Annotated in this window: 35 protein-coding genes and 1 pseudogene; 26 read left to right on the forward strand and 10 right to left on the reverse strand. The window is 46.3% G+C overall.

From position 1 onward, the window contains the following. Positions 1-22 precede the first annotated feature (22 nt). The 9 genes from Psch_RS17340 to Psch_RS17375 all read left to right on the forward strand — a co-directional run bounded on the left by Psch_RS17340 (position 23) and on the right by Psch_RS17375 (position 5,250). The gene (locus Psch_RS17340) at positions 23-817 is read left to right on the forward strand and encodes a 30S ribosomal protein S1 (RefSeq protein WP_243124192.1); all 795 of its coding nucleotides are present in this window, start codon (positions 23-25) and stop codon (positions 815-817) included. A 14-nt stretch (positions 818-831) separates the two neighbouring features. Then, on the forward strand, positions 832-1,323 hold the full coding sequence (locus Psch_RS17345; protein WP_190259081.1) for a hypothetical protein: 492 nt from the start codon (positions 832-834) through the stop codon (positions 1,321-1,323). 146 nt (positions 1,324-1,469) lie between these two features. After that, positions 1,470-2,498, forward strand: coding sequence for a DnaD domain protein (locus Psch_RS17350; protein ID WP_190259082.1), 1,029 nt, complete (start codon positions 1,470-1,472; stop codon positions 2,496-2,498). A gap of 514 nt (positions 2,499-3,012) precedes the next feature. Beyond that, on the forward strand, positions 3,013-3,387 hold the full coding sequence (locus Psch_RS17355) for a hypothetical protein (protein ID WP_190259083.1): 375 nt from the start codon (positions 3,013-3,015) through the stop codon (positions 3,385-3,387). Between the two features lie 114 nt (positions 3,388-3,501). Further along, positions 3,502-4,263 (forward strand): hypothetical protein, encoded by a 762-nt coding sequence (locus Psch_RS17360; RefSeq protein WP_190259084.1) that lies wholly within the window; start codon positions 3,502-3,504, stop codon positions 4,261-4,263. A 32-nt stretch (positions 4,264-4,295) separates the two neighbouring features. Further along, entirely contained in the window at positions 4,296-4,481 is a 186-nt protein-coding gene (locus Psch_RS17365) for a hypothetical protein (protein WP_190259085.1), read from the forward strand. Further along, complete coding sequence (locus tag Psch_RS17370) at positions 4,468-4,806, forward strand: type II toxin-antitoxin system PemK/MazF family toxin (RefSeq protein WP_190259086.1); 339 nt, start codon at positions 4,468-4,470, stop codon at positions 4,804-4,806. Before Psch_RS17365 ends, Psch_RS17370 begins: the two co-directional genes overlap by 14 nt. 110 nt (positions 4,807-4,916) lie before the next feature. After that, positions 4,917-5,048, forward strand: coding sequence for a hypothetical protein (locus Psch_RS21485; RefSeq protein ID WP_282432481.1), 132 nt, complete (start codon positions 4,917-4,919; stop codon positions 5,046-5,048). 61 nt (positions 5,049-5,109) lie between these two features. Beyond that, positions 5,110-5,250 (forward strand): hypothetical protein, encoded by a 141-nt coding sequence (locus tag Psch_RS17375; RefSeq protein WP_190259087.1) that lies wholly within the window; start codon positions 5,110-5,112, stop codon positions 5,248-5,250. A gap of 446 nt (positions 5,251-5,696) precedes the next feature. Here the strand turns inward: Psch_RS17375 and Psch_RS17380 are convergent, their stop codons facing one another. Beyond that, the gene (locus Psch_RS17380) at positions 5,697-5,912 is read right to left on the reverse strand and encodes a hypothetical protein (RefSeq protein WP_190259088.1); all 216 of its coding nucleotides are present in this window, start codon (positions 5,910-5,912) and stop codon (positions 5,697-5,699) included. 18 nt (positions 5,913-5,930) lie between these two features. On the opposite strand from Psch_RS17380, the gene Psch_RS17385 reads away from it, so the two are divergent. The 8 genes from Psch_RS17385 to Psch_RS17420 all read left to right on the forward strand — a co-directional run bounded on the left by Psch_RS17385 (position 5,931) and on the right by Psch_RS17420 (position 11,846). Then, positions 5,931-6,602 carry a hypothetical protein gene (locus Psch_RS17385; protein ID WP_190259089.1) on the forward strand — a complete coding sequence of 224 codons (672 nt, stop codon included), beginning with the start codon at positions 5,931-5,933 and terminating at the stop codon, positions 6,600-6,602. A gap of 28 nt (positions 6,603-6,630) precedes the next feature. Continuing rightward, positions 6,631-7,014 (forward strand): DUF1257 domain-containing protein, encoded by a 384-nt coding sequence (locus Psch_RS17390; RefSeq protein ID WP_190259090.1) that lies wholly within the window; start codon positions 6,631-6,633, stop codon positions 7,012-7,014. Between the two features lie 2 nt (positions 7,015-7,016). Further along, a complete protein-coding gene (locus Psch_RS17395; protein WP_190259091.1) occupies positions 7,017-7,229 on the forward strand; it encodes a DUF2997 domain-containing protein in 213 nt (70 codons plus the stop codon). Further along, entirely contained in the window at positions 7,201-7,443 is a 243-nt protein-coding gene (locus Psch_RS17400; RefSeq protein ID WP_190259092.1) for a hypothetical protein, read from the forward strand. Before Psch_RS17395 ends, Psch_RS17400 begins: the two co-directional genes overlap by 29 nt. 30 nt (positions 7,444-7,473) lie before the next feature. Next, positions 7,474-9,213 carry an ATP-binding protein gene (locus Psch_RS17405; protein ID WP_190259093.1) on the forward strand — a complete coding sequence of 580 codons (1,740 nt, stop codon included), beginning with the start codon at positions 7,474-7,476 and terminating at the stop codon, positions 9,211-9,213. A 71-nt stretch (positions 9,214-9,284) separates the two neighbouring features. Continuing rightward, positions 9,285-10,556 (forward strand): DUF3150 domain-containing protein, encoded by a 1,272-nt coding sequence (locus Psch_RS17410; RefSeq protein ID WP_190259094.1) that lies wholly within the window; start codon positions 9,285-9,287, stop codon positions 10,554-10,556. A 97-nt stretch (positions 10,557-10,653) separates the two neighbouring features. Next, a complete protein-coding gene (locus Psch_RS17415; protein ID WP_190259095.1) occupies positions 10,654-11,202 on the forward strand; it encodes a hypothetical protein in 549 nt (182 codons plus the stop codon). Positions 11,203-11,348: 146 nt separating this feature from the next. After that, the gene (locus Psch_RS17420) at positions 11,349-11,846 is read left to right on the forward strand and encodes a hypothetical protein (RefSeq protein ID WP_190259096.1); all 498 of its coding nucleotides are present in this window, start codon (positions 11,349-11,351) and stop codon (positions 11,844-11,846) included. 504 nt (positions 11,847-12,350) lie between these two features. Here the strand turns inward: Psch_RS17420 and Psch_RS17425 are convergent. Next, the gene (locus Psch_RS17425; protein ID WP_190259097.1) at positions 12,351-13,631 is read right to left on the reverse strand and encodes an IS110 family RNA-guided transposase; all 1,281 of its coding nucleotides are present in this window, start codon (positions 13,629-13,631) and stop codon (positions 12,351-12,353) included. A gap of 280 nt (positions 13,632-13,911) precedes the next feature. Here Psch_RS17425 and Psch_RS17430 point away from each other — a divergent pair, with 280 nt between their 5' ends. From Psch_RS17430 to Psch_RS17450, 5 genes are all read left to right on the forward strand, one after another. After that, on the forward strand, positions 13,912-14,103 hold the full coding sequence (locus tag Psch_RS17430) for a hypothetical protein (RefSeq protein ID WP_190259098.1): 192 nt from the start codon (positions 13,912-13,914) through the stop codon (positions 14,101-14,103). A 104-nt stretch (positions 14,104-14,207) separates the two neighbouring features. Then, a complete protein-coding gene (locus tag Psch_RS17435; protein ID WP_190259099.1) occupies positions 14,208-14,807 on the forward strand; it encodes a hypothetical protein in 600 nt (199 codons plus the stop codon). 425 nt (positions 14,808-15,232) lie between these two features. Continuing rightward, entirely contained in the window at positions 15,233-16,465 is a 1,233-nt protein-coding gene (locus Psch_RS17440) for a coiled-coil domain-containing protein (RefSeq protein ID WP_190259100.1), read from the forward strand. Between the two features lie 446 nt (positions 16,466-16,911). Next, complete coding sequence (gene dinB / locus Psch_RS17445) at positions 16,912-18,102, forward strand: DNA polymerase IV (protein WP_190259101.1); 1,191 nt, start codon at positions 16,912-16,914, stop codon at positions 18,100-18,102. Beyond that, the gene (locus Psch_RS17450) at positions 18,092-18,388 is read left to right on the forward strand and encodes a hypothetical protein (RefSeq protein ID WP_190259102.1); all 297 of its coding nucleotides are present in this window, start codon (positions 18,092-18,094) and stop codon (positions 18,386-18,388) included. The genes dinB and Psch_RS17450 overlap by 11 nt, the downstream gene beginning before the upstream one ends. Positions 18,389-18,433: 45 nt before the next feature. Here the strand turns inward: Psch_RS17450 and Psch_RS17455 are convergent, their stop codons facing one another. The 4 genes and pseudogenes from Psch_RS17455 to Psch_RS17470 form a co-directional block, all read right to left on the reverse strand. Beyond that, positions 18,434-19,018, reverse strand: coding sequence for a hypothetical protein (locus Psch_RS17455; protein ID WP_190259103.1), 585 nt, complete (start codon positions 19,016-19,018; stop codon positions 18,434-18,436). A gap of 119 nt (positions 19,019-19,137) precedes the next feature. Then, complete coding sequence (locus Psch_RS17460; RefSeq protein WP_206663792.1) at positions 19,138-20,238, reverse strand: RNA-guided endonuclease InsQ/TnpB family protein; 1,101 nt, start codon at positions 20,236-20,238, stop codon at positions 19,138-19,140. Continuing rightward, a pseudogene (locus Psch_RS17465) lies at positions 20,228-20,596 on the reverse strand (IS607 family transposase). Before Psch_RS17465 ends, Psch_RS17460 begins: the two are co-directional and overlap by 11 nt. 329 nt (positions 20,597-20,925) lie before the next feature. Then, positions 20,926-21,441 (reverse strand): helix-turn-helix domain-containing protein, encoded by a 516-nt coding sequence (locus Psch_RS17470; RefSeq protein WP_190259104.1) that lies wholly within the window; start codon positions 21,439-21,441, stop codon positions 20,926-20,928. Between the two features lie 129 nt (positions 21,442-21,570). Here Psch_RS17470 and Psch_RS17475 point away from each other — a divergent pair, with 129 nt between their 5' ends. Then, positions 21,571-21,834, forward strand: coding sequence for a hypothetical protein (locus tag Psch_RS17475; RefSeq protein WP_190259105.1), 264 nt, complete (start codon positions 21,571-21,573; stop codon positions 21,832-21,834). 408 nt (positions 21,835-22,242) lie between these two features. On the opposite strand, the gene Psch_RS17480 is transcribed toward Psch_RS17475, so the two are convergent. Together Psch_RS17480 and Psch_RS17485 are read right to left on the reverse strand one after the other, a co-directional pair. Further along, on the reverse strand, positions 22,243-22,500 hold the full coding sequence (locus tag Psch_RS17480) for a hypothetical protein (protein WP_190259106.1): 258 nt from the start codon (positions 22,498-22,500) through the stop codon (positions 22,243-22,245). Positions 22,501-22,502: 2 nt separating this feature from the next. Continuing rightward, the gene (locus tag Psch_RS17485) at positions 22,503-23,027 is read right to left on the reverse strand and encodes a helix-turn-helix domain-containing protein (protein ID WP_190259107.1); all 525 of its coding nucleotides are present in this window, start codon (positions 23,025-23,027) and stop codon (positions 22,503-22,505) included. A gap of 126 nt (positions 23,028-23,153) precedes the next feature. On the opposite strand from Psch_RS17485, the gene Psch_RS17490 reads away from it, so the two are divergent. Then, the gene (locus Psch_RS17490; RefSeq protein ID WP_190259108.1) at positions 23,154-23,423 is read left to right on the forward strand and encodes a hypothetical protein; all 270 of its coding nucleotides are present in this window, start codon (positions 23,154-23,156) and stop codon (positions 23,421-23,423) included. A 107-nt stretch (positions 23,424-23,530) separates the two neighbouring features. Here Psch_RS17490 and Psch_RS17495 read toward each other — a convergent pair whose 3' ends face one another. Continuing rightward, positions 23,531-23,941: a hypothetical protein gene (locus Psch_RS17495; RefSeq protein WP_190259109.1), complete on the reverse strand. Its 411-nt coding sequence runs from the start codon at positions 23,939-23,941 to the stop codon at positions 23,531-23,533. Between the two features lie 2 nt (positions 23,942-23,943). Then, complete coding sequence (locus Psch_RS17500) at positions 23,944-24,267, reverse strand: helix-turn-helix domain-containing protein (RefSeq protein WP_190259110.1); 324 nt, start codon at positions 24,265-24,267, stop codon at positions 23,944-23,946. Positions 24,268-24,402: 135 nt separating this feature from the next. Here Psch_RS17500 and Psch_RS17505 point away from each other — a divergent pair, with 135 nt between their 5' ends. After that, positions 24,403-24,621 carry a helix-turn-helix domain-containing protein gene (locus tag Psch_RS17505; protein WP_190259111.1) on the forward strand — a complete coding sequence of 73 codons (219 nt, stop codon included), beginning with the start codon at positions 24,403-24,405 and terminating at the stop codon, positions 24,619-24,621. A gap of 118 nt (positions 24,622-24,739) precedes the next feature. Then, positions 24,740-25,729: a hypothetical protein gene (locus Psch_RS17510; protein WP_190259112.1), complete on the forward strand. Its 990-nt coding sequence runs from the start codon at positions 24,740-24,742 to the stop codon at positions 25,727-25,729. The last annotated feature ends 41 nt before the right edge of the window (positions 25,730-25,770 follow it).

Below are 25,770 nucleotides of genomic sequence, written 5' to 3' on the forward strand. Positions count from 1 at the left end.
AATCCAAAGGGGTGGAAGTGAATTGTTGCTTAGACCGGAAGGATATGAGTACCGCGGTGGGGCAATGGATAAACTCTACGATGCGATGCAGCGGGAATATCCCATTGAAGCGATGATTGTGCGGGTAACATGGGAAAACAACTTGCCAGTGTGGGAATTGGACCTTGGTGTTGTTCGGGGGCTGGTGCCTTCATCCGAGACGGGCCTGGGGAATGACGCCCCTGCCCTGATGCAAAAATTCACCGGCCAGAAGGTATCTGTGAAGATTAAAGGGATTGATAAAAACGCTGGTATAGCCGCTTGCAGCAGGCGCGAGGCTATAGCTGACGCCAGGGAGAAGATGTTCGATGTCCTGCGTGAAGGACAGAGAATCGAGGCGGTCGTGAAAATCATCAACCCTAAACAACTTCTTGTGGATATTGGCGGCGGTGTGTTGGTTCACGTGCCGCGGGTAGCGGCGACGAAAAGCAGGGCGCTCAGGCTGGTTGATATTTTCAGCCCGGGGCAACCGGTAAGTGTGATAGTAAAAGCACTGAACAAGCAAACCGATACCATCTCGGTAACCATGGTATCCGGGAGCGACCCATGGGAAGAAATTCCCGAACTGAGGCGCGGGGATAGTGTGGCCGGTATAGTAGTTGGATTAAATCCAGAATATGTCATGGTGGAAACGTTTGCGACCCCTGGCGTGGTTGGTCTGGCGCCGCCGCCACAACGGGGAAATTTGCGGCGTGGCAGTAAGGTCCGGTGTGTAGTACAAAACTTCAGCCGAAAGAATAAAAAGTTGAGTTTAAGACTGCGCGATACCCTGGCTTGAGGGGGTTGCCGCTTATGCGTATCATAGTCGATCAAACCCGAGCCGCACCGGGTCTAGTAACATCCAGCAGGGCCATGGCCATGCTGCGGTTTGTCGAGTCCTGCGGCGGCGCGCCGGAAGAGGCACTGGGTCTTGTCTTCCGTAAGAGCCGTTTGTTGCTTTCTAAGCTGCGTGGCGCCGGGGTAATATACCGCGTGACGGCGGAAGGAAAAGTGTTGTGGTTGCCCGCGGGAGTCCCGCCGCCCGGTGACCGCAATGATTTCGAGCGTAGGTTTGCCGTGGGTTGGTTGGCCGCGAGATTATTTGAATCTGGTGGATGTTACGAGGAAGACACTGCCGTCTTTCCGAACGGAGCTGTGTTTCGCGTCGCGGTGGCTCCACCAGCGCCTGCCGACACTTGTCTGGTTGTATTTCTCGCAGGAGCAACTCGTCTCGTTCAAGGTTCCGTTTGGGTGCTGTTGAATGAGATCCAGCGAAAGAGTCTTAAAGAGTGTTTAAAGTCGTGAATCCTGACAGTCAAAGCGGGGGGAGTATCCCCCGCTTTACTGCTTGGCTGAAGAGATATTCAATATTATTTCATCAAATGTGAGCACTTAACTTCATTTTTTATCACTTAAGCAATTATATGCACCTAATTAATCAAAGTACCTCTATGGAGGCAAAAAATATGATGAATAGACTTAAGCGTGTCATAATTAAAGAAGAGTTTGTGGCATTGACCGGCGACATGTGCAAAGCGATCATCCTGAACCAGTTTATATACTGGTCGGAACGTGTTAACGATTTTGACAAATTCATTGCCGAAGAAAAAATAAGGTCTGAGCAAAGCAGCATGGATATGATTATTGAGCCGACAAACGGGTGGATTTATAAAACGGCGGAAGAATTGTCGGAAGAAACGATGCTTGGCATGGCCCCGAACACTATCTTGAGGCACGTAAAAGCTCTACTTGAAAAAGGTTGGCTTGATGAACGGTATAATCCTAACCATAAGTGGGACCGCACCAAGCAGTACCGCGTCAACCTTTTGAAGATAAATCAAGATCTGGTAAAAATAGGCTATGTTCTTCAGGATTATAAGGTGGAGCTTCCATTTTCCAAAACGGAAAATGCATTTTCCAAAATGGAAAATGCAAAATCCATTTTGGAAAATGGATCTTCCAAAATGGAAAATCGAATCGTACAAAACGGAAAAGCAATACCAGAGATTACTACAAAAGGATCATTCAATCATTCATCCATCCATCATAAAAAAGAGGATGATCGCGCGCGCGTGAAGACGGCAGAAGGTAATACTGAAAATGTTTCTGGCGGTGTGGATAGTTGCGTGGATAATAAATCGTCAACAGAATCCGTCAAATCAATTTTGAAGAATGCCGGCTTTGAAGGTTTGCCGGTGGAGGTTGAGTATATTTCCAAGTGGTTTGATGTGCTTTCTCCGGAGATGTTCAAATATGCAGTAAATAAGGCCGTTTTAAACGGCATAAGAAGCCTGCCTTATATTGCAGGGATTTTCGAGGATTGGGTGAAAAAAGGGATCAGGACTGTAGAGCAGGCCGAGAGGGAAACCAGGTATGATTCTATACTCTCAAAGAAAAAAAACCAGGGACAGGGGAGGAGGTTCACAAAACTCCCTGATTCACAAGTTTTCAAAGACCATCCAAGCAGACAGGGCGGGTGAAAACAACAAAAATAAAAAAAGTGTTGACAAGCTGCTTTTTGTTTGATTATTATTTTCTTAGGTTTTTCGCTCCCTCTCATCCGAGAGGCACATGCTGCTCCATCATAGGAGCAGGGACTGCGGTGCTTGTTTCAAGTGCGCGGCGTCCAAAGCTCCCGTCCAATCCGGTCGGCACATCCTGCTCGTAGTTTACGGGCAGTGGTCGCAGCCAAAATGGCTTGGCGCCAACTCCCTCTCATCCGAGAGGCACATCTGCCTTTCTTTTGGCAGGGCCAGCGGTTCAGGCACATGTCTGCACGCGGCGGCACAAAACAAATGAGCAGGGGTAACCCTGTCTTCAAATCAACGATGAAATTTAAGCGGCTATTTTCCTGGTTACAGGGGCCGCTTTTGTGTTTTTAAAAACGCGGCATCTAAAGGGTGTCGATGAAATAAACAAGGCTGCCGGCAGGCCCGCAAAATTCTAATCGGAGGTGATTAGAGCGCGGGACCTGCCGGGGGCCCACGCTGAATTATGATACGGCTGTTTGTGAAAATGTCTTTCAGGGATTCGGATTTCCGGAAGAGTGCGGCTTACTTCATGGTCGCCGCAATATTAAAAACTATTGGCCATATTTTTGCCGCGGTCAGGGAAACGGGCGTCAAGCTATTTGACCCGGTCCTAAACCAAGCAAGACGTTGGAGATGGAAAAATCCCTGGCTAAACTTCCTGTCGGCGCTTGTGGAGTTCCTGATTGCAACTCTGATGTTACCCCTGGAAAGCATTTATCTTCTCGGTTTTCTCCTGGAGAAGGCTGACGAAAAACTCAGGGCTGCAGGTAATGTTTACATCGACCGTTGGGTTGCTCGGTACAAGGTTAGGAAGAATGGTACAGTAACCAGTTGTTAGAACCAAGTTGGCAGACTGTTTAAAATCTGTCCCTTCCGCCGGGGACAAAAAAACGTGCGGCATCTGCGTAAGCGGGGCCGTCATGGCCCCGGCAGGTGTGGAAAGGAGATAAACATGTTGACAGTTCTGGCTCAGAAGTTGAGTGGAGAGCAGATTGAAAACCTGGTTGTCGGACTGCACGATGCACGGCAGATGCTGCACGACATCCTCGATGCGGTTAAGAGACGTGAGGTCCTCGTGGCTGGCCAAGTGGCCTCTGAGAAAAAAGGCGCGAATGAAGATTTAAGGAAAGCTGAAACCTTAAAACGTCTTGAGCATGACGGAGAATATCAATCACTTAAAGAGAAACTCCAGGATGCCCGCGTAAACCTAGCGTTTGCCGAGGCGGAACTGGAGGGAGAAAAAGCCGGTCATGCAGGCCTGGTGGCAATGACGGGATTGGTGACAGCGATGGTAAATGCTGGGCAAATCAGTGACCTTGAAAATGTTGAAGCCGTTATGTCGGGGATGCTCGGGTACGTAGGCCAGGGGAACAAAACAGGCCAAAAAGTTGCCGGTGGTATTGCCACTTCAGGTAATCACCAGGGACAGACTCTTAATGCAGCGGCAAAATCCCCTGTCCAAGGGTTCTCACAGCCTACCGCGCAAGAAGAGAATGACGTCGAGTCGGGAGCATTCATGGTACTGGAGGCACGTGAATCAAAACCAGGCACCATAAGGGGATATTGTCAGTCATCGGATGGCACTAAGGTGGCCATTTACGCGAAGAATGGTATTGGTCAAACATTAGCCCGGGCTGTCGGAGGATTTGTGCAGGTTGCCTTCCGGCGTGGAGACAAAGGGCTAATTGCATCCAGCGTCAAACTTGTCAGCTAACCTCCTACATGGTATTCTGGAGGTGAAGGCAGGTGTTGGATGCAATGAACAAGGTTGACAGGGTTCTGCAGGAAATTGAGAACTTTACGGCCGCGGAAATTAGAGAGCTATTGAAAAAGATGGCTGAAAGAATTGAGCTGCTGGGATGGTTGAAAGTGGCGGACACTGCTTTCTCCGAATGGGATAACGAGGAGGATGCAGTTTATGACCAGCTTTAATCCCGGGGACGTGGTATTGGTACCATTTCCTTTCAGCGACCTCAGCGGGGTTAAGAAAAGACCGGCATTGCTTCTCGCAGTTGCAAATAAGCTACAGGAAATGGTATGCCTGATGCTTACTTCCCTGCCCGGGAAAGGAGTTTTATGTCATTCTGTTGCAAGCTGGAAGGCGGCGGGACTGCTGAAACACACCACTGCAAGGCTTCACAGAATATTCACCATCGACCGGGCGCTTGCACTGGGCAAGTTGGGTAAGATTGACGATGAGGAGTACATGGAAATCCTGGCTAAAGTAGTAACGCTACTGGAGCGAGGTAGATTCTAACCAAAGAGATTTTTTAAGACGGTTCCCTGATCACAGGGGCCGTCTTTGCTTTTTAAAAATACGGGATAATTTTGGGCTATCTTACCCCTCTATGAAAGGGGGTGATGCCGGTGGACACGATTAAGGTCGTCCTGGAGGTGCTGTTATTGGCTGTAAAGCTGTTAGCGCTTTTGCTGCAGATCTTTAGGCCAAACAAAACCAAAAGGACTACTCACCGTGGTTCCCGCCGCGCCGTGAGGTAGTCCCGAGGGCAAGGGAAAAATCCCTTGCCCTTATTATAAAACCTTGAAAGGGGGCGCGTCAATGGCAGGTCAAGTTATTGATTATGTCAGAGTGGCGTCAAAATTTGTGGGATTGTTCTTTTTTGTCCTGTATCTGCTGGCAAAAGAACGTGAACGGAAAATGGAATTGCTGCTCCTGGCTACATTCTGTATCGCGGCGTAATGAACCAGGCGGACCGAACCACCCAACTACCTTAAGGGGGTGATGATGGGCGGTGCGGTAGCCGCCCAAGTTTAATTCAAAGGCCCACACAGGCCCAAACCATTTCAACTCGAAGGAGGGAGAATGGGGCGGGCCGCTGGGTCCGCCCCGGATCATGACGGTTTACGCGAGATTTGCCCTTTTAGGACAAGTAAATCAAATCCAAGAACCAATTGAAATTGAGGTATGGGAACCCAACCCTGAGAAGCTAGGGTATCTGAGGTTTAATCGAATGAAAACGGTTCAGGAAGTATTCGAAGAACTCAAGGCGAGGCTGGAAGCGGAAGACCTTGTGCCGGATGAGTATTTTGATACTTGCGTGGAATATCGTTATTCCGATAAAAAGCCCAAAGAAATATCTATTCCATCTGATTATTGGCGAGTAATATCTTTTGCAGTCAAGGACGTCAGAAGGACACTACATCCATGTAGGGTTGATCCTTGTCGGTGGTAAATATCAGGATCTGTTTCTTGGGAAAACCCTCCGGCAAGGACCCGACGGTTTGAATTACGCCTTGCAGATAGCCAATGCCTGTACAAAGGCGTTCCAAAGTTAACAAGATCGTAGGCGGCCAACCGGTCCCAATCATTCCGATATTGAAGGGAGGAATGGGGTCGGTCAAGGCCGGCCCCGCATTAAAATGACAACATATGAAGTATATAAAAAAGATAGCAATGTCCTGAGAATTTATTACGACGAAAGCGCAAGCAATCCTCGGCAAGATTACGATAACTTTGGTACAATGATCTGCTGGCATAGCCGCTATGTTTTAGGTGATAAGCATAATTTTGAAGATAAGGATAATTTTTTATTATCCTTGCTTGAGGAAATGCTTGGGAACACATACAAAGCCGAAGAAAAGTACGAAAAACTTAAAAACCAAGTTGATAGGGAGATATTTAGAAGTTACAGTGCCTACAGTAAAGAAGTAGATGATAAGATTCTTGATTTCTTAGAGAATGATTGCATCATCTTACCTCTTTACCTGTATGACCACTCCGGGATCACAATGAACACGACCGGCTTTTACTGTCCCTGGGATTCCGGTCAGGTTGGCTGGATTTATGTAACGAAGGAGATGGTCCGGAGGGAATACGGTATCAAGCGGATAACTAAGAAAATCCGCGAAAAAGTTATCCAGGCATTGAAATCTGAGGTCAATGTTTACTCCGAGTACCTGGAAGGTAATGTCTACGGTTATGTTCTGGAGGATGCAGAAGGCAACGAGTTAGATAGCTGTTGGGGATTCTACGGAGATAACTTTAGAGAAAACGGAATGGCTGATTACGTCGGCCAGGAATGGTTTAACTAATCGGCTTTTAAAAAAGGAGGAATGTAACGTGTCTCATTGGACGCAAGTAAAAACAAATATTAGGGATTTTGATGTTCTTGAAGAAGCAGCCAAGTCGCTTGGCTGTGAAGTCTCGCGTAACGCCACTGCGCGGGGATATTACGAAAACAGGATTCAGGCTATGATGGTCATCATCCCTCCGGAGTCGCCCTATGACGTGGCGGCTAATAAAGAAGAGGATGGCAATATAAGCCTCACAACCGACTGGTACATGGGGCACGTGGAGAAGGTCCTGGGAGCCGATTTTGGACTGCTCAAACAGAGATATTCGGTCTCCATGGCCAAACGCCAGGCTTCAGCGCTATTAGCCAACGTCACGGAAGAGACCCTTCAGGACGGCTCCATCAGGCTCAAGATAAGGGGGGCGGCGTAATAATGAAAGAAATCATTATCACAGTAAAACCGGACGGGTCCACCGAGATCGAGGCGGCGGGGTATACCGGCAGGGATTGTCTGAAGGCAACCAAGCCGTTCGAGGACGCCCTCGGGTTCATTACCCAACGCGAGCCAAAGCCGATCATGCTCCAGGAAACCGAAGAGAATGAGGTGGGAGGCAGTGGTGTCTTTAAAAAACTCAGTGCCTTTTAATCAGGGACTGGAGAGAATTAGACATGCCAGGCAGGCATCAGAGGTATTACCGATGCCTGCCCATAAGGAACTGGAGATCACCATCCACGCGGACGGCACCGTTGAGTCCGCGTGGTGGACTCCGGAGATAGGGCTGTTGCTGTGCGGGATCTGTGGAATGCAGGGGTCAACAAATTGTATCGCCTGCATGAACTCAAACCCGTATTGCGGTTAAAAATAGACGATTTCCCGGGAGGGATAGCAATTGAAATGGATACAAGAAATTTATAAGAAATGGCATGCTTCTATAGCTCATGTCTTTTTACTGCACTTCAATGTCTCTGATACGGTAGACAGCATTGATTCCACGGTGGAATTTTTAAGGAAATCACCGCTGGTCGCCGATAGGGAGATCATTATCTGCTACAATCGATCCGCCGGGATTAGTTTCCCAATTCCGGAACACCGCAAGGTGCTACTGGATGAACTGGGGTTAAAGGGTTCCGACATCAATCCCCTGGGGATAGACGAGGCTCTGCCCAGAGATCCAGTTGCAGCCCTTATTCTAATTGAGGCTGCCCTGCGCCTTTTCTTCGTGGACAGTGACGGTGAGAGCAAGCCAAAGACCGCTGTGATTATTGACTATGCGGAAACCCTAGCGCCCGCGGCCGAATTAGCCCAAATGTCGCCCGGTGACAGGACCGTTCTCACAACACTTTTGCGCTGGGCACGGGACAGTCAGATCGCCGAGCTGGGTTCACCCGTTTTTCTGGTGACGGAAAACCTTTCCGATATTCACCCGGCCCTGCGTTCTGCCAGCAGCCGGATTGAGGCAGTGCAGGTACCCCTGCCTGCTCAAGAAGATCGTCAGCGATTTATCGAAGCCTTAGCCGCTAAATATGCCCTTGAAGACGGCTCGGCCAACCTGAAGGATATCACCGTTACACAAATGGCCAGATTAACCGCCGGCTTGAAGAAGCTGCACTTGGAAGACATCTTCCTGCGCGCCGACACTGACGAAGTGCCGGTGACCCCTGAGTTGGTGAAAGAGCGCAAGAAGGACATCATCTCATCGGAATACGGTGACGTGCTGCAGATCATTGACCCTGAAGTTGACTTTAGTGACATCGGGGGAATGAGGCACATAAAGGAATTCTTCCTGAAGAACGTCATTCGACCCCTGCGTGAGGGGAACCTGAAGCGCTGCCCCATGGGCATACTCCTGCCCGGCCCTGCCGGCACCGGCAAGACTGTTCTTGGCGAGGCGGTGGCCAAAGAGAGCGGGATCAACTGCTGTTCTCTTAACCTGGCCAAAATTATGGACAAGTGGGTGGGATCGTCCGAGGCGAACCTAGAGAAAGCCCTTAAGTGTGTTGAGGCCCTTTCGCCAGCTATCGTCCTTGTTGATGAGATAGACCAGGCCGGACTTTCCAGGGACAACAGCGGCGACTCGGGAGTCTCCAACAGGCTCTTTAAACGCCTCTTGGAATTTATGTCGGACACAAGGCACCGGGGCAGGGTCGTGTTTATCGGCCTGACCAACCGGCCGGACAAGATGGACGCTGCCTTGAAGCGTCCCGGTCGGTTTGATAAGAAACTGCCTGTGCTTCCTCCTGACGCGGAGGAAAGGGCAGACATCTACCGGGTCATATGCAAGAAATACAGTATTGCCTGTTCGCTCTCTGAAGAGGAGCTGCAAGAGGCGGCCGAAGCCACAGAAGAAGGGTATACCGGCGCCGAAATCGAGGCCCTGGTCCTGAAGGCTGCAGAGGTAGCCGAGGATGCCGGCTCAGAGGCAATCCAGGCAGAGCACATTCGTTACGCCCTGGATGTTTACAGGCCAACCACACAAAGCATTGAGGAGATGACCAGTCTGGCGCTGGAGGAATGTAACGATCTGGAGTTGTTACCCCCGGCTTACCGGCAGAGACTTGCTGAAAAGCGCGTTCGAAAACTGCAGGTTGTCGGCGAAAGTGGTCAATCCAGGCGGAAACGTAATTTATAAAATAGCCAGATAGCTAAAAAAAACGAGGCTGGGAAGGACTTCAGTCCTTCCCGGTTACGGAGGTGTGATAGATGGACATTCGGAATATCATGGACGATCTGCTTAAGAATATTGCCCAGGAAGAGGGCGATAAGAGCATCGTTGATCAGAAAAACGAAATTGCTGATAGACTGGGATGCGATCCAGACGACATCCGCGTTCGGATGGACGCCACTGCGACTAAACTGGCCAGAAAAGGTATTCTGGTTGATCTGAAGATCACCCGGGAACGGTTTGAGCTGCTGCTCGACGCAGTAGACCTGGGGATTGAAGCAAAGGACGATTACGGCGAGTTTCTGGACGAATACATTAAACTTGGACGGCGCAGGCTCATTCCATTAAGCTATCTCAAGAACCTTGATGCCGTTGAGACGAGGGCCAGGAGGTTGCTCAAAGAGTCCAGCTTTAACACCGCGTGGGGGCATTTTGTACCCTACCAGGTGTATGATGAGCTGCGCCGAAGGCTGGAAGAGTTTAAGGTCGATTATAAGAGATATCACGACAGCATTATAGCCGACTATGACAGCATTCGGGCGAGCACCTACATGAAATACCGCGAGGCGGCTCAGGAGGTATACCGGACGCTTCAAAAAGATCCCTATGCCAGTGTACCTGAATACTTTGTGGAGAACTTTGTGTTCCGTGTCATGAACGCCTTTCCAAGTGTGGAAGAGATCGAGGGATCTTATAAGTTTGAGATCAACCTCAGTTTCGTGCCCGTAACGACAACGATGGCCGAGATGGAAACACGCATGGCCAATGCGGTGATGGCCAGGGCGGAAAATGCTGTGGCTGAAGAAATCAGGCAATCATACACCCGACACGTGGAAGGGTTTATTTCCGACCTGGCCGCCCAGTTGCGGTCGATGATTTTTGAGGCTGTATCGGCTGCCCAAGAGAGTGTTAAAAGACATGGGCACCTGCCGGGGCCAAGTGTCAACTCACTGCGTCAACTGGTGGGTAAAGTGCAGGCGCTAAACTTCATGGAGGACCGGGTTGTCATCCAGCAGCTCGGCGAACTTTCCGGGATGCTTGAAAAAGAATCCAAAGACCGGGATGCCGGGGAAACCTTGGATTTATTGAAAAAGATAGCGGAAGAAAACCGCCAGGTTCTCTTGTCTCTGGGGCACAAACCGAGGGCTACGCGCGGCCGTGTTACACTGGAAACCGAACAGCAAGTAGTGACTGGCGGGCGCAAACGGCGCGGTGTGGTAATAAGTGGAAGTGACGAAAACAGGGACATGCCTGTCGAAGGTGGCCGCCGCCGGCGTGGTGGGGTACCGATGCAAACCATGGCGGTGTAATTTTCAGAGCTTGATTTGACATAATCGGACGGACCGGCCCGTTCTGGATCATCTCGAAGGAGGTGAAAAAGGGCGGCGCCGGTGGCCGCCCTATAGAATGACAGAAATGATTGATTCGCAGCCGAATACTACGCCAAACAATGATGCTATTTTGCTTGCTATATTGAACTTCTATGAAGCAGAGGATGGCCAGGATTTAACGAAAGGCATCGGGCAAATGCATGCTCTGGGAGTTATCGATGTCGATTCGCTGGAGACTTACCTTGAGTCGGAATTTGACTTCGGCGGCTTGTATAATGAGGATACTCTCAAGTATTTATTTGGATGCCTGCTGCTTGAGTACCCTGTAGATAATGTTTTGCCGGCGCCTGTGGATGCAGAGATTAGTTACGACGGCGACAACACCATGTCTATCGGATTGAGTGTCTATGTGAACGTTTTTGGCTTTAAGCAGGCCAACCTGACTTTCAAATATTTTTTTGCCAAACTTTCTGAGATCAATACCTTGGGCAGGGTCGTTGATATTCTGCAAAATGTGTCGAGTGAAGCATTTAGAATCATGGAATATTTGACTGCCGGCTGCAGATTCCAGGTGATTCTTTGGCAGGAAGAAGGACAAGAAGCCCCGAGCATTTGTAAACAGTGAGGATGGACGTGTTTTTGATGAAAAACGGAAGATGCTCAGCTAATCTTTAAGCAATATCTGATGATTTAATAAATATGGCGGCGTGAACCGCACCCAAAACCTGAAAGGAGGGAAAGGGGGCGGTTCTGATAGCCGCACCTATACGAATGCCCAGAAAAACCAAAAAAGAGATGATAGGCTATATTACCGGCTACAATACTTACTGGACAATGAATAGCTGGAACGGTTTGATTGGTTATAGCCGTTGTATTAAACTTTATAAGCTACCTTTGACCAAGGAAGAAACGGACAGAGCGTACGAAATTATTTGTGACAAAGACCTTAGTACAGTCCTTTGGGAGGAAATGCGCTGGTTGATTGAAGTTTTTAGAGAAGAAACAGGTATACATGTTTTTACCAACGGTCGAAGTGGAGGTTATTTGGTGATGGAAAGCCACTTTCGCGACGGGTTCCCGGTAAAAGATAAACAAGAACTGAAAGAAATGCGTTATGACGAGGTCAGGGAAATATATAATATCCTTAAGCGATTTGATCGTCTTTACGAGGACATGGTTGCCACTCTGAAGTATTATTGCTCTTTACCGATAACGGAAGAGACATATACGGTTGTTAAGACCCGGAAAGTATTTAACGAGGTTGCTTAGGAGGGGGCAATAGGGATGAGTAATTTTGATAACGCTGATTTGCCCTCCCTTAATAGTCTTCGGTTATCTTTAAATATCTCCGCTTTTCTTAGATTTTCACTTTTTATTCGGATAGCCTATCTCTTGTTATTTACATCAATGTGTAATTATGGATGATGATGTTTAACTTTCACCAAGGCCGCATGTTTTTTTGTATCAAGGCCAGTGGGATTCCACATCGTCTCCTGGCAGCAAACCTCCCACATCTTCCTGGGTCTTCGCCCTAAATACCTTCGTCCTGCCTATCCAAGAGGTGGAACGTCAGTCATGCTCCTAGACCGGGTCTATGCCCTAATGGAATAATTCAACCTGACTGTCCCGGGCTCTCCGTTTTCAAAGTGCGATAAAAACCTGTAGATAACTATTGGGGGCAGTCACATCTTCGTCTGAATGGCCGCGGCTAATTCCACTACGATGATGTGCTTTCGTTAATCTGTATCGTTTATCAGGATGTTCTCAGCGTTTTCATGCGGCTATTTTAACCGGCTGTTGAATATCGCCCATCATCTTCTCAGGATTGTAGTCAACACCCTTGCTCAGAATGGTGTAGAATACCCGGATGAGTTTGCCGCAGAGGGCGATAATGGATTGCATCTTGTTTAGCGGGTTTTTTTCCCTTGTTAGATTGCGTTGGTGTAGTTCCTGGAACTCCGGGTTTTTACCCAGGATGGCAATCATGGCCATGAACAGCCCATGCCTTAATCGCTTCCGCCCCCGGTGACTGATAGTGGTCTTTCCTTTGTGTTTGCCGGAGCTGTTCTCAACCAGGTTACAACCAGCCAGTTTTTGTATCTGGCGAGGGTGTTCGAACCTGTGGATATCACCGGTTTCGCCGACAAAGGTTGTGGCTGTAACCAAGCCCACTCCCTTGATTTTCAGAAGTTTGGCTGCATTCGGCACCTGAAGCAGTAGTTCCAACATTAGTTGTTCTAAGCGTTCATGTTGTGCATGGTACAATTCATATTCTGCAAGCAGGTTCTGCAGGCTGGCATCCGAAGCTACATGGCCGGTGGTTCTGCCAATGCTGTTGGACGCTGCTTTTACCAGCGCTTGCGCTCTTTTTATGCCTACGGAACGTTTCACAACTGTCCTCCATGTGGCCAGTATTTTGTCTGCGCCCGCTTCCAAAACCTTTGCTGGTGTCGGGAATATTTTAAGTGTCAGCAGTGCTGTTTTTCCTGTCCATTTCTTAAAAACCCCTGCAAACTCTGGAAACCGGATATCCAGCCAGCGAACAACCCTGTTGTGAGTAGCATTTAACCGCTCTTGAAGCCGTTCCCGTTCAGCCACCGCTTCCCGCAGTTCCTGATAGATGTCGTCGGGTATGTACACATCCCGGTAACGCCCGTCTTTTACTAACATGGCGATGGTTTTCGGATCCTTTCGGTCATTCTTGGTAGGGCTGTTGTCATCCAGTTCCTTGGTTCGTTTGACATGGAAAGGGTTGACTATTGCAAGTTTATGACCCTTGCGCTTTAGGTGGTCCCCCAATGAGAACCAGTAATGTCCAGTGGGCTCAAAACCGGCGATGACTTCGGTCTTTTCTTGCTGCTTGCAGATGTCCCGCATCCATCGGTCAAGGTGTTGAAATCCTTCCGCCGTGTTGCTAAATATCAGCAGCTTGGCCAGTTCAATCCCTCTGTAATCAAAGGCTCTTGCATAATGGGTTTCTTTTCCAATATCGATTCCGACCACCAAGGTTTCAATTTTTATTTGCGAAATTTTCTCGTTTTGTGTACGCTTCATATAGAGGCGCCTCCTCAATTTGGTTTTGTGCCTTTCTTGGCTGGATCAGCACAATACCATTTTATTGGTGAGCGTCTCTTTTTTCAAAGACCGTTTCTAATGATTACAGGTATGCTCCTATAAAGAGTTAACTGATTTTCTTGAAGAAAATGGTTGGGATGAAAGTAGTCTAACGGAATTTATTGGGGATGACAATTACCTCATGGTGCCATACACCAGCGGCCATTACGCTGAATTCTTAGGGTGCTTTATAATAAAAGTCAAAGAGGGTTACGCTGTCTTGCCGTACACAGAAGTGGTACTGGGTAACGGATGGGAGCAGATTGACAGAGAGCAATGCCATATAGCTAATGAGCACGACCTTTCCTATGTCCTGCGTGCCATAGAGTATCATGCTCAAGCAATTATCGGTATGAAAGAATTTATCTGTGAAATTGGAGTTAGAAGGGAGCAGGCGTTGCCTAACATTTAAGTTATTAATAACATGGCAGAAATGATATTGGGCCAGCCGGCCTCGATTTCCTGATAACAAGGAGGTGTAAGGGAATCGGGCCGGGGCGCCCGATTCCGAAATATATGATGAATAATATTGATAGAGGAAAAGAAATTTTCCTGGGGCAGTTAAAGGAGATGGCTGAAGGTTATAAGACGATGGAGGAATGTGTACTTGACAACGGTATCCCATTCGCCCAGGCGGAGGTTTTTGAGGTACCCGTGGAGTTGCGGGAAGCATTCTATGCCTACCATGCTGAGTTTTTGACTGACCATGGAACGTGCACAAACACTTCGGGGCCTTTCTTCGACGACGAGGATGTCAATGATGGTATACGTAAAAAGTACTGGTATTTCTATTGGCCAATAGTGAAACTACTAAATAACAAATATCCCGATCTGCAGTTTAGGGTAATCATAGAACCACATTATGAGGGTTCTTCTACAATACTGGTTGTTGTTGACAGGTATGGAAAAAACAAATTTACTTTTCCAGTGGTCGTTTTATTGGAATATGTTAAGGCTTGGTGTTTGCCGTTCGATAGACCGGAGGAACCAAACCACGTATTTTTTTACCTTTGTAACCTGTATAACAGTATGGAACAAGTTTGCTCCATTGCCCTTAGCATTTTTGATTTTACAAACAGCGCTAAAGAAGAAAATCTTCAATCCGTAAGATGCTAACATATTTAGCGGAGACGGCCGTCGATAATATGGGTTGATGTCTTTTACGATCCGGATGAGTTCACCGACTACCGATTTTGTAGAATGTAACCGGGTGTGTTTACAAGTTTTAATAAAGGCCTATGGATTAGGACGTAGGGCCACCGACCCCATTGAGGAACACGCTACCCCCTAAACAAATAAAGGAGATACTGAAAAGGCGCTCTTAGAGAGCGCCTTCATTAATGGACATTGGAGGGGGCAGAGGTGTTGGAGTTAACATCTTTGTACCTTTATTACTCACGTTAACATATGTTATTTTGTTAACAATCTATTTTAAAGAAATAATAGTAAAAATAGGTATTGTATTTGTTTACATGTTGTTAGCAAAATGTTATATTGTTAACATAGGGTAACATCAATAAAAATAAGAGGTGATTGTTAACATGGCAGGCGACCAAAAAACTATAGGGATACGTGGAACCTTGGAAACAGAAGCAAAATACGAAGAATTAAGACAACTGTCTGGCTTGAATAAAAAAGAGTTCCTTGAAATGCTTTTAAGTAATTACGAGTCCAACAAGGCACGGGAAAGTATGGGGCAAGTAAAGGAATTAGAGAACCTTAGCCACCACCTGGCCAGAATAGAGGAAACATATGTCTCCCTTGTGAAGGCGGGACAGGATCGGGACGAAGCTTATGCAGATAAAATAGCCAGCCTTGAACAAGAAACTCTCCAGTCCAAAGCAGCCGCATTGGAAGCAAAAGAAGAGTTACAAAAGGTAGCCAAGGATGCTCAGGTCCAAGTTGATGCAGCAAAAGCGGAGGCGGCGTTGGCCAGGGAGACGGCGGCCAAGGAGGTTCAGGAAGCGAAAGAGGCACTTTCTAGGTCGCTTGATGCCCAGGAGAAATTAGCCAAACTTGCGAACCTGGCAGAAGAGGCAGCCGCGACAGCAAAAGCTAAGGTGTCTGAACTTGAAGAAAAAGCAGGGTTGGTTGGGCAACTGGAAGTAACAGTCGAGCAACTTAAGGCAGAACGTGATGATTTGACCGGGCGCCTGGAAAAAACAAAGGAAGATTATGAACGTCAATTAGAAAGAGCAAAAGCAGAGAAGGAAAATTCTTTGCTTAAGCTTGAAAATGAGCTCCGGAATGATTATGAAGAACGTAATAGGCAGGCTGTTGCTGCTGTTGAAACAAAAGCTGAAGAAAGGGTCCGGAGAATAGAGGCCGAAGTATCTACGGTGCAGAAGAAGGCTGAAGAAAAGCTCCAAAAAGCGGAGGATGAGATTGCTGCAATTAGGGAAAAGGCTGAAAAACAGCTTTCTGAAATTAGGGAAGCTTTGGATCGTGAACGTCAGGCCCGCTTATTAGCCGAAAGAAATTCAGAGAAAGCAAGTGAAGCGGCCGCAGAAGCTAATTCCGTGGCTGAGGCCTTACAGGAAAAAGCAAACCTTGCAGATCGTTATCTGAAGGATCGTAACGATTTAGAAGCCCGTTTGCAGCAGGCATTGGTTGATAAGGATAAATCTCTTCTCGCCCAGGAACGAGAGTCTATGAATGAAATCAGTCGGTTGCGAGAGGAGTTGGCCCAGGTGAGAGAAGATAAAGCGGCGCTTGAGGTGCTAATGGCCAGAGCGGGTGGCAAGCAGCCAGTTCCGGAAACAGTTGGTAGATAAGAAGGGTGGTTCTGGAGTTGGTGTAACTTTGCACATTAATGTTCCACTATTTTTACAAGGTTGGCTGTCCTTAGAAAAATCGTTTGTTTTATTGGGGAGAAGAGTTTTAATGAAGGAAGATCATAGATGCTATTAATAATTCTTCTTTTCTTGAATATAAGGGTTGGTGCTGTTGAAAGCATTGATTATAGCCTCTCCTGAGAGCCAGTCAAATTTGTTGGCTCTTCTTTATTTTACTTCCATAATTGTCCTGTTGATCGAAAGGATGTTCGCGTATATAATTAACTACAAACACTTGTTCGAGGTTGATTATGAAGCGAGTTAATACTGCTGGCTGCTTCTTACTTAATTATAGAGAAAAATTATAGAGAAAAAAACGAACTTTAGGCCATATTCCTACAATGAACGAGAAAAAACGTTATTCTGAAGGGTGGTTCGATAGCTTAATGGGCAGAGTTATTGCTTTAGTAGATATGAATTCCTTTTTCGCAAGCTGCCACCAGGCTGAAAACCGCGATTTAGAGGGAAAGGAGGTTGTGGTTGCCGGTGACCCCGAGCGCCGTACAGGTATTGTTTTAGCCTGTTCTTATCCATGCAAGGCAAAGGGAGTAAAGTCTGGAATGGCGCTGTGGGAGGCAAAAAAACTATGCCCTGACGCCACATATTTTAAGCCACATTATTCCCTGTATGTCGACTACTCGACCCGGATTTTGAAAATTATGCGAGATTTTACGGACCTAGTTGAGCCTTTTTCCATTGATGAGGCGTTTATGGATCTGACTGGTGTCATTCATCTATTTGGCACGCCTTTAGAAATCGCTATGAAGATTAAAAAGAAAATCAGATCGGAAGTAGGTGTAAGCTGTAGTGCCGGCATCGGTCCAAACAAATTAATCGCCAAGATGGCCGCTGGTCTCCAGAAGCCTGACGGTCTAACCATAGTGGACACGGTGGAGGATTACAGAAAAGCTTTTTATGACAAGCCCGTTAGGGAACTGTTTGGAATAGGTCCCAGATATGAACGCCATTTGCGATATTTTAACATACATACTATTGGAGACCTGGCAAATTTTCCGGTAGAGATACTAAAAAAGCGGTGGGGTAAAAATGGTGAGATGCTCTGGTACTGTGCAATGGGCATCGATTATTCTCCGGTAAGTCCCACTTCCTTGAACACATCCAAAAGCATCGGTCAACAGAGAACCCTTCCACGTGACCTTCGGGGCTTTGAGAAGATAAAAGTAGTCATCCTAGAACTAAGTGAGATGGTATCAAGACGGGTCCGCCAGGGCGGTTATGTAGGACGAACGGTTTTTTTGACCCTTCGGGATACGCAGCTCAACTTTTTGTCTAAGGCAATGAGTATGAGGGATTATACTGATCTTCCCGACGATATCTACCAAACGGCCTGCAGACTTCTGTCGAAACACTGGGATGAATCCTGGTCGACAAGGCTTGTTGGCGTGACGTTCAGCAATCTCGTCAAGAAGGAACACCAGCAGTTTGACCTTTTCGGTTGGGAAGAGCGCCAGGAAAAAATGGTCAAAGCTTGTGACGCTATACGGGATCGATTTGGCGAAAGCGCAATTTTCAGGGGAATTTCCCTCACGGAGGAAAGTTTGAAGTATGGCAGATAAAAGTAATGTTTTGTGGGAGAAGCACCGGATGTATCTTCCCGGTATGCGACAGAAGGCAGTTCACCGTTGCAGACATTGTAAGTTCTTTGTGGCTATAAAAGGTAAATTAGAAACTAAATATGGCTGTGTAGTTAGTATCAAGGCATATGGAAATTTAGAAAAACGAATTCCTCCTGTTATTCCCGTAATAGAAATAATTAAGCAAGTTGGCCTTGAAGGCTTAGACAAATGCTTAAAATGTAGCGACCCTGAAGCTCAAAGCTGTGGCAAATTCTCAACGAAATAGCAGTATAATTGACTTCCTCCACTTACCAGTTGAACCCAAAAGTCCTTAGTCTATTGGTTGAAAGAAATGTACTATATTACTATCATATGTTCCCCGGAGCTTCTTTATGGGTTTCTCATGATCAAAAAAAGCTACAACGAGGCTTTTAATTTCATCTTGTGTTATTATACCACCAATCTTTGACACAGATAGGTGCCACATAGATCCTTCAACTGAATCTCTCAAGGTAAAACAAATTTTAAGTCCAGATGGGAAGGTTGCCCAATGACGACTATGAGGCATATCTTCATTATCTTCAGCGATAGGATTCTCTTTTGCGACAAGTCTCATTTTTCTTGCTAATTTGATAAAAGAATTGAACTGGCTCCCACGTTCTTTAAGCCACTTATCAGATTCTGACTTAATGCTGTCTGGAATATTATCGTTAGCAACGATCATCTGATGCATTATCAATTCAACAAATTCTTTGGGTTCTTTTTCAAGTTTGTGTAATTTTTTTGACTGGATTTTAAACGCCCATTTATTTACAAATTTGACCAACATATCTGGGTCTCGTGTTATTAATACATTTGTTAATTCTTGGTAATATTCTTTAAAGTTATTCAAGTATTTTCCCGTTCCTTTCTTCATAGAAAGATATTCCCACTCCGAAATTCCTGCATCATCGACCCGTGACTAAATGGTTTCCCATCCCCGACAGAGGGATCTCTACAGGCGTTAATTCCCGGAGAACTTCCGGTACTGAAATTTTAAGCAACGATTCTTGCATATTTCTTCAGGTTGACAGCTGCATTAATGTCACGGTCATGATGAACTCCGCAGCAAGGACAGTCCCATTCACGAATAGATAGGGGCATGCTATCCATTACATAACCGCAAGATGAGCATGTCTTGCTGCTGGGATAAAATCGGGGAGCGAGTATCAGTGTTGACCCGTACCACACAGTCTTATATGCTAATTGCCGCCGGAATTCTCCCCAGCCCACGTCTGCGATATGCCTGGACAACCGGTCATTTTGCAACATCCCGCGGACATTCAAATCTTCGATCACGATCTCTGACTTGGTTTTTGCCAGCTCTGTCGTGAGCTTGTGAATGAAGTCCCGCCGGCTGTTGCGGATGCGCCGGTGCAGCCGGGCTAATCCAAGAGCGCTTTTCTTCCGGTTGTTGGAGCCTTTTTGCATTCTGCTGTGTTTCTTGGATAATCTCTTGAGTCTTTTCAGATACTTGCCCAGAGGTTTAGAAGCTTCGATCTTCGTCCCGTCAGACATGGCGGCAAAATGGTGCAACCCCACGTCAATGCCAACAGCATCACCGAAGACAGGTTCAGGATCTGGAATCGCTACCTCACAGGAAAAGCTGACAAACCAGCGATCCGCTTCTCTGCTGACGGTGGCCGAAAGAATCCGGCCACCTATCGCTGATTCTTCTTTGAGACGGATTATACCCAGGCGGGGAAGCTGAACGGCTTTCTCTTCAACCTTGATTGCTCCCGTCAATCGGAAAGAGTCATGGACACCTTTCTTCTTGAACTTGGGAGATCCGATCTTCTCTCCTGCTTTCAGACCAGTGAAAAAGTTTTTGAATGCCCGGTCGAGATCCCGCAGGGCTTCCTGGGGAGCACACTTGGAAACCTCATACATCCAGGGGAAATCTGTCTGTTTAAGCTTATTCAACGCCCGGTGTTGGGCCATAGCATTAGTTGACTTCTTTTCCGCTTGATACAGCTCGATCCGGCGGGCTAGCCCCCAGTTGTAAGCGAAGCGAGCGCATCCGGCATGCTTGGCAAGGAGGATTCTCTGAGATATGTTTGGTTTTAACTCATACCGATAGGCACGGTTAATTATCATTCTCTAAGGCCTCCATTGCTTTTTTTACCTTGTTCTTTGCCGACCTGCGGCCATATAGCCGGGCACAGAAGGATGTGAGAACTTCAATCATATCTTGAACCAGATCATCTTTCATTTCAGACTGGTCCATCACGATCACCCGTCTACCCTGGGCAGAAAGACAGCTTTCCACCTATTCAAACACAAACCGCATGAGACGATCACGGTGTTCAACCACAATCACTCGTATCTTAGGATCTGCAAGTAATTTCATCAGTTTTGGGCGGTGTCCGTTCAGACCGGATCCGATGGGGGTTTGTTCGGCAGCAACAGGTAATTTCCCTGCCTTGAACCACTTCCAGGCAGTCCTGTATGTAATTCCATTCTTCTATGCCCATTCACTTAGTTTCGTGGAATATTATACTATAAAAGGTAATATATTTCTATATATTAATTAACAGTTTAAAACCCCTTTTCTTCATATGTAAGCGGTAGAAACCGGGGTATGATTCGCAGACGAAAAGAGAAATTCGAAGCAGACCTTCAGATCTTGAATGAACGTGCCGAAAAAAAATAAGAAAGGTGTTAAGCAAAAAGACTCATACGGGTCTGCACCATATCCCCATCCCTTCCAAGTGTCCCCCAGCTGGCCAAGTCCCCCCCACCCAATCAGTTGTTTAATTGATGTTATTGTTAATAACTGTAAATCTAACTGACCTGCGACTCGCCAGAATCTTTTTGTTTTTTTTGAAGCTCTTCAATTACGTTGTGGGGAATAGCCAGGTCAAATTGTACTTCCGCCCAGTTTCTAATTTTATCGTCGCCGGCGGCCCATAGATCACAAAGGGTTCCCACCATGCGATTTAGCGCTGGATCACCGGTAGCAGCGTGGCGGCTGCCTAGCCCGCCGTTAGGCATAATTAAGTTATGTTCTTTCAGTAAACCAGCAAATGCAGCAATTATGGTCTGCTCGCCAAAGCGGGCCATTAAGTTTTTTAAGGCTTCTTCAGGGGAGGTGAGCATCTCTCCTTCTCCTGTTTTTAACCATGCTATTGAAATACCATGTTCGATAGAGATAAGTTTTAGAAGTGTATCAGAGGGTTCTTGTAAATCGTTTTCCATACTAGCAATGTAACCCCTTGTAATAGCCAGTGGTTGGGCAAATTTTTCTTGGGTTAATTTTAAATAGGTTCTTGCCTCTTTTAAACGCTTACCAATACTCATAAATAACACCGCATTTCAGTAGTATATGCTTCTTGACATAGCATCTCAATAGCATTATTATTATAGCCAAGAACAATTAATTTATTTAAAGCATCATGTCTAACGCCCTGACAGGAAGGAGGGATCGTTATGGCCGGGCTAAAAGAAGTCATGACTGGGCTTGAGGTCAAGATAGAACTTATGAAAAAGGGTCTTAAGCTTGCCGATATTGCTGACATGGCGGATGTAACGCGCCCCACAGTAACCAAGACTTTGAGCTATAATGACGGATACGAGTGTACACTGGTTACGAAACAAATTGCCCGGGTGCTCGGATTGCAGAAACTCCAGATAATTAAGAAACCGAAAAAAGCAAAGGGCAGGATGCACAGCCAGTTAGCAATCAAAGAGTAAATTTGTTTACTTGATCATATCAAACATATAAAGACGAAGCAAACGGTCTTTTGGAAGATAGTAAAACTGATTGACGCGGGTAGATGTAGTTGGAAGGCAAATTAAATATGTGCAAGTAAGGAGGGGGTGGCTGCTCTGCAAGAAGGAGCGCAGTCCCTATGGTATCCGTATGTGCAAAAATAAATTGCTCATGAACACGAAGATGGGGAAGCAAATCTGGAATAAAATGTAATGTTGCGCTCTTGAAAAACGGTGAACTGTTACTGGCAGTGGACAGGAACATAATTGGTAGCCTTAAAGCATTATTTAAAAAATTACTTTGCCTTGCGCTTATTAGCTTTTGTCTTATCCAGCACAGAAATCTGGATGTTATGGCTTTCGATTTTTCCCTCAATGCGTTCAAGTTGCTCAAGTATGGCGGTAAAGGATTTGAGCATTTTGCTTGTAGCCATCTATGAGGGCCCCAAGTATTTCACCATGATTGTGCTCAATGCTGGTGACAGTGGACTTTACTTTCTGTACGTCGGCTTTGACTTCTTGTACATCAGCTTTGACGGCCATTAGTTCAGATGCCAGTATGTCTTGAGATTTTTCCAGACCGTCCATACAGGAATTTATATTTTGTAGTTGTTGCAGTACAAGTTCCTGAAATTTCTCGTTTTCCATAATCATTCTCCTTTGGTTTCAGGATTAAGTCCTCCCTCATCACTCTTCACCACCGAAGTAACAAACGGTGTTTTTTGTTTTTTGGCTTCCTCTACGATGTGTTTAGGAAAGGCTATATCAAACTGCATGGAAGCCCAAGCCTTGAGGCGTTCATCGCCGACGGCCCAGAGGTCATAAAGTGTGTTGATCATGCGATTTAGTTCAGGATCGTCGGTGTCCACGGTCAAGTCGTGTTTTTTTATAACGAAGTTAAAAGCATTCAGAATGGTCTGCTCGCCAAACCGGGCTATTTGATCTATTATCACTTCTTCAGGAGGGACGAGCATCTGTCCTTCCCCTGTTTTCAACCATGTAACTGAGATACCATGCTCATGTTCTATAAGTTTCAACAGTGTTTCGGAAGGTGCACGCGAGTCATGTTCAAGCGTAGAAATATAACCCCTATCTATGCCCAGGGGTTTAGCAAAATCAGCCTGAGTAAGATTTAGTGTTTTTCTTGCCTTTAGTAAGCGATCTGAAATACTCATTTTTGTGCACCATTGTAGAGTTTATTTGTTGACAATGAAACATAGTTACATTATTATTATAGCCAAGGGCAATTAATTTATTAAAGCATCATATCTAACGCCCTGGCAGAGAAAGGAGGGATCGTTATGGCTGACCCCGTGCTAAAAGAAGTCATGACTGGTCTTGATGTCAAGATAGAACTTATGAAAAAAGGAATCAAGCTTGCCGATATCGCCGACATGGCGGATGTAACACGTCCCGCGGTGACTAGAACTTTGAGCTACAATGATGGATACGAATGTACACTGGTTACGAAACAAATTGCCCGGGTGCTCGGCTTGCAGAAACTCCAGATAGTAAAGAAACCGAAAAAAGCCAGGGGCAAAATACGCAGCCAGTTAGCTTTCAAAGAGTAAAATTGTTTATTGATCATATCAAACTTGTGAAGGCTTGGCAAACAATATAAATTGCAGTTAAACGTGCCGAGAAATTTATTTGGTCACCTACATCAAGAACAATAAGGCTACCTCGATGACAATTTCTTTTGAGTCATCAATTTGACTTCATGCTGGGTTATTTTTAGTAGTGCAAAATCAAGCTTGTCGTCCATTTCGGACAATTTTTCAATTATCTGGTCGTTCTTATCGTTTTGCATGCTCCTGGCATCAAACAGAGCGCCGATCTTGTTAAATACTTCGTTTTCCATACGTGTTTCAAGTTTGGTTAAGTCTTTGCGAATTTCCTTCTGGCCCTCGGTTAACCTGGCCTGGCCTTCGGCTAACTTAACCTGTTCCTCAGTTAACTTGACCTGGCCTTCGGATAATCTGACCTGTTCCTCGGTTAACTTAGCCTGACCTTCGGTTAACTTGACCTGGCCCTCGTTAAGTGATTGCAGTTGTCGGAGCACAAGGGCTTGGAATTCTTCGTTAGTCATGATTAGTCTCCTTCCGGTTGATTATCTTTGACCATCTCTTTCATGACAGAGATCAACAGTTCACGTTGCAGGGGGGTAAGTTTTTGAGCAACATCAACCATCTGACGAAGATCAGGTTGAAGTTCAGCAGGAGGGTCAGCGAAAAACTCGGAAAGGGTAAGTCCCAGTCCAAAGACTATTTTTTCAAGAACTTCAAAAGTTGGCTGACGTTTCCCAGATTCTATTTCGCTAATTGCGGATTGGGCCGCGCCAGATTTTTTTGATAATGCATTCATGCTGATACCTTGGTGCTCTCTGGTTGTCTTAATTCTTTGACCTATATCCAATTTAGTACTCCATAAAACTATCTTTATTCAGATTGTAACATAAAATTTTTTCAAGCGTATTATACGAATTCGTATTGACTTTATATACGTATTCAGATAGTATATTATCTAGAAACATATAGGCGGTGAATAAAAATGAAGTGTCTTGCTCAACGCTTAACAGCACTTCGTGGGAATAGATCCCAAACAGAATTAGCAAGGAAAGCAGGTATTCCACAGTCCGCAATAAGTGAAATTGAAGCCGGAAAGAGAATACCAAGAACAGATACCTTACAAAAACTTGCTACTGCCCTGGGTGTTTCCGTAGCTGAACTGCTGGATGATGAGCCGCTGCCTAAAGCAGTAAGCGAATAAGCCAACAATGACCCACAAAAAAATAATGCGCCTCAACAGTATATATTTCTGCTAATCACAGGAAATTCCTTCATTTGGAAATAGTCGTCATTAATAACATAACGAACAAAGGAGGGGGGTGGCTGCCCTGCAAGAAGGAGCGCAGTCCCTATGGTATCCGTATGTGCAAAAAAAAATCGTTCGTGAAAATGACGATGGGGGAAGCAAATCTGGAATAAATTGTAATACTGTGCGCCTGAAAAACGGTGAACTGTTACTGGCAGTGGCCAAGTGTGTTATGGTAGATGGCAGTGTCACATTAGAGGATATGTCCTCTGAGCTTGGTATTACAAAAAGATCTGTAAAAAGCGCTCTGAAGAAAATCAGAGACAAGCTGTCATTAGGCTTGGCCATACCAGGTCTAAACGACATGGAGACAGAGAACCTGGCACTGGCGCTTAGCAAAAGAGACAGTCTTAGAAATAAGCGCAAGCGCGTTTCAGGGCATATTGATGAAGAAGCGAAGGCCAGGAAAGAAAGAATAATCTCAATTGCCCGGGAGTTCGCAATCGAGAAGATGATCCGGGCTGGTAACAGCGTAGCGGAGACAGCAAGTGTGGTCGGGCTCTCGGGAAAGAGAATCCGCGAGATTCTGGCGGAAATGTATTTTACCACAGGCGTACTTGCAAAGGAAATTATTCAATCCGGAGGCAGTGTATCAGAAGCATCTGAGCGTCTTGGAGTAACACGTAAGGAAGTAAAACAAGCTCTTTTGGAAGTGGGTTATCATATTATCACTGACGATGCTGCAGTAACAAATAATGAATGCAGCAAGGTCAGCATGATGAAACCAGGCAAACCCAGAAAAAGGGAGTACAAAAAGCCGGCGACGATCAGCAAGGCCGGCCTGGCTGAGTGGAACATGATGCACTACGATCAGGAAGGCATCCTTCGGTTGCCGGCGGGTTGCAGGGCGCCGGCGGATTTACCCCGGAAATACCCATCACCAAAAGCAAACTTGCTTCCAGCTGCTGAAACGAAACCGACATGGATTCCAGCCCCGCCTCTTTCCAAGTCGGAATGTACGGCACGAGGCAGGAAACGGATAGGATATTTGAGACTATATTAGCCGGGCCTCGGGAGGGGCGGCGTCAACAATGATGAAGCTAA

The organism is Pelotomaculum schinkii, from assembly GCF_004369205.1.
Taxonomy (GTDB): Bacteria; Bacillota; Desulfotomaculia; order Desulfotomaculales; family Pelotomaculaceae; genus Pelotomaculum_C; species Pelotomaculum_C schinkii.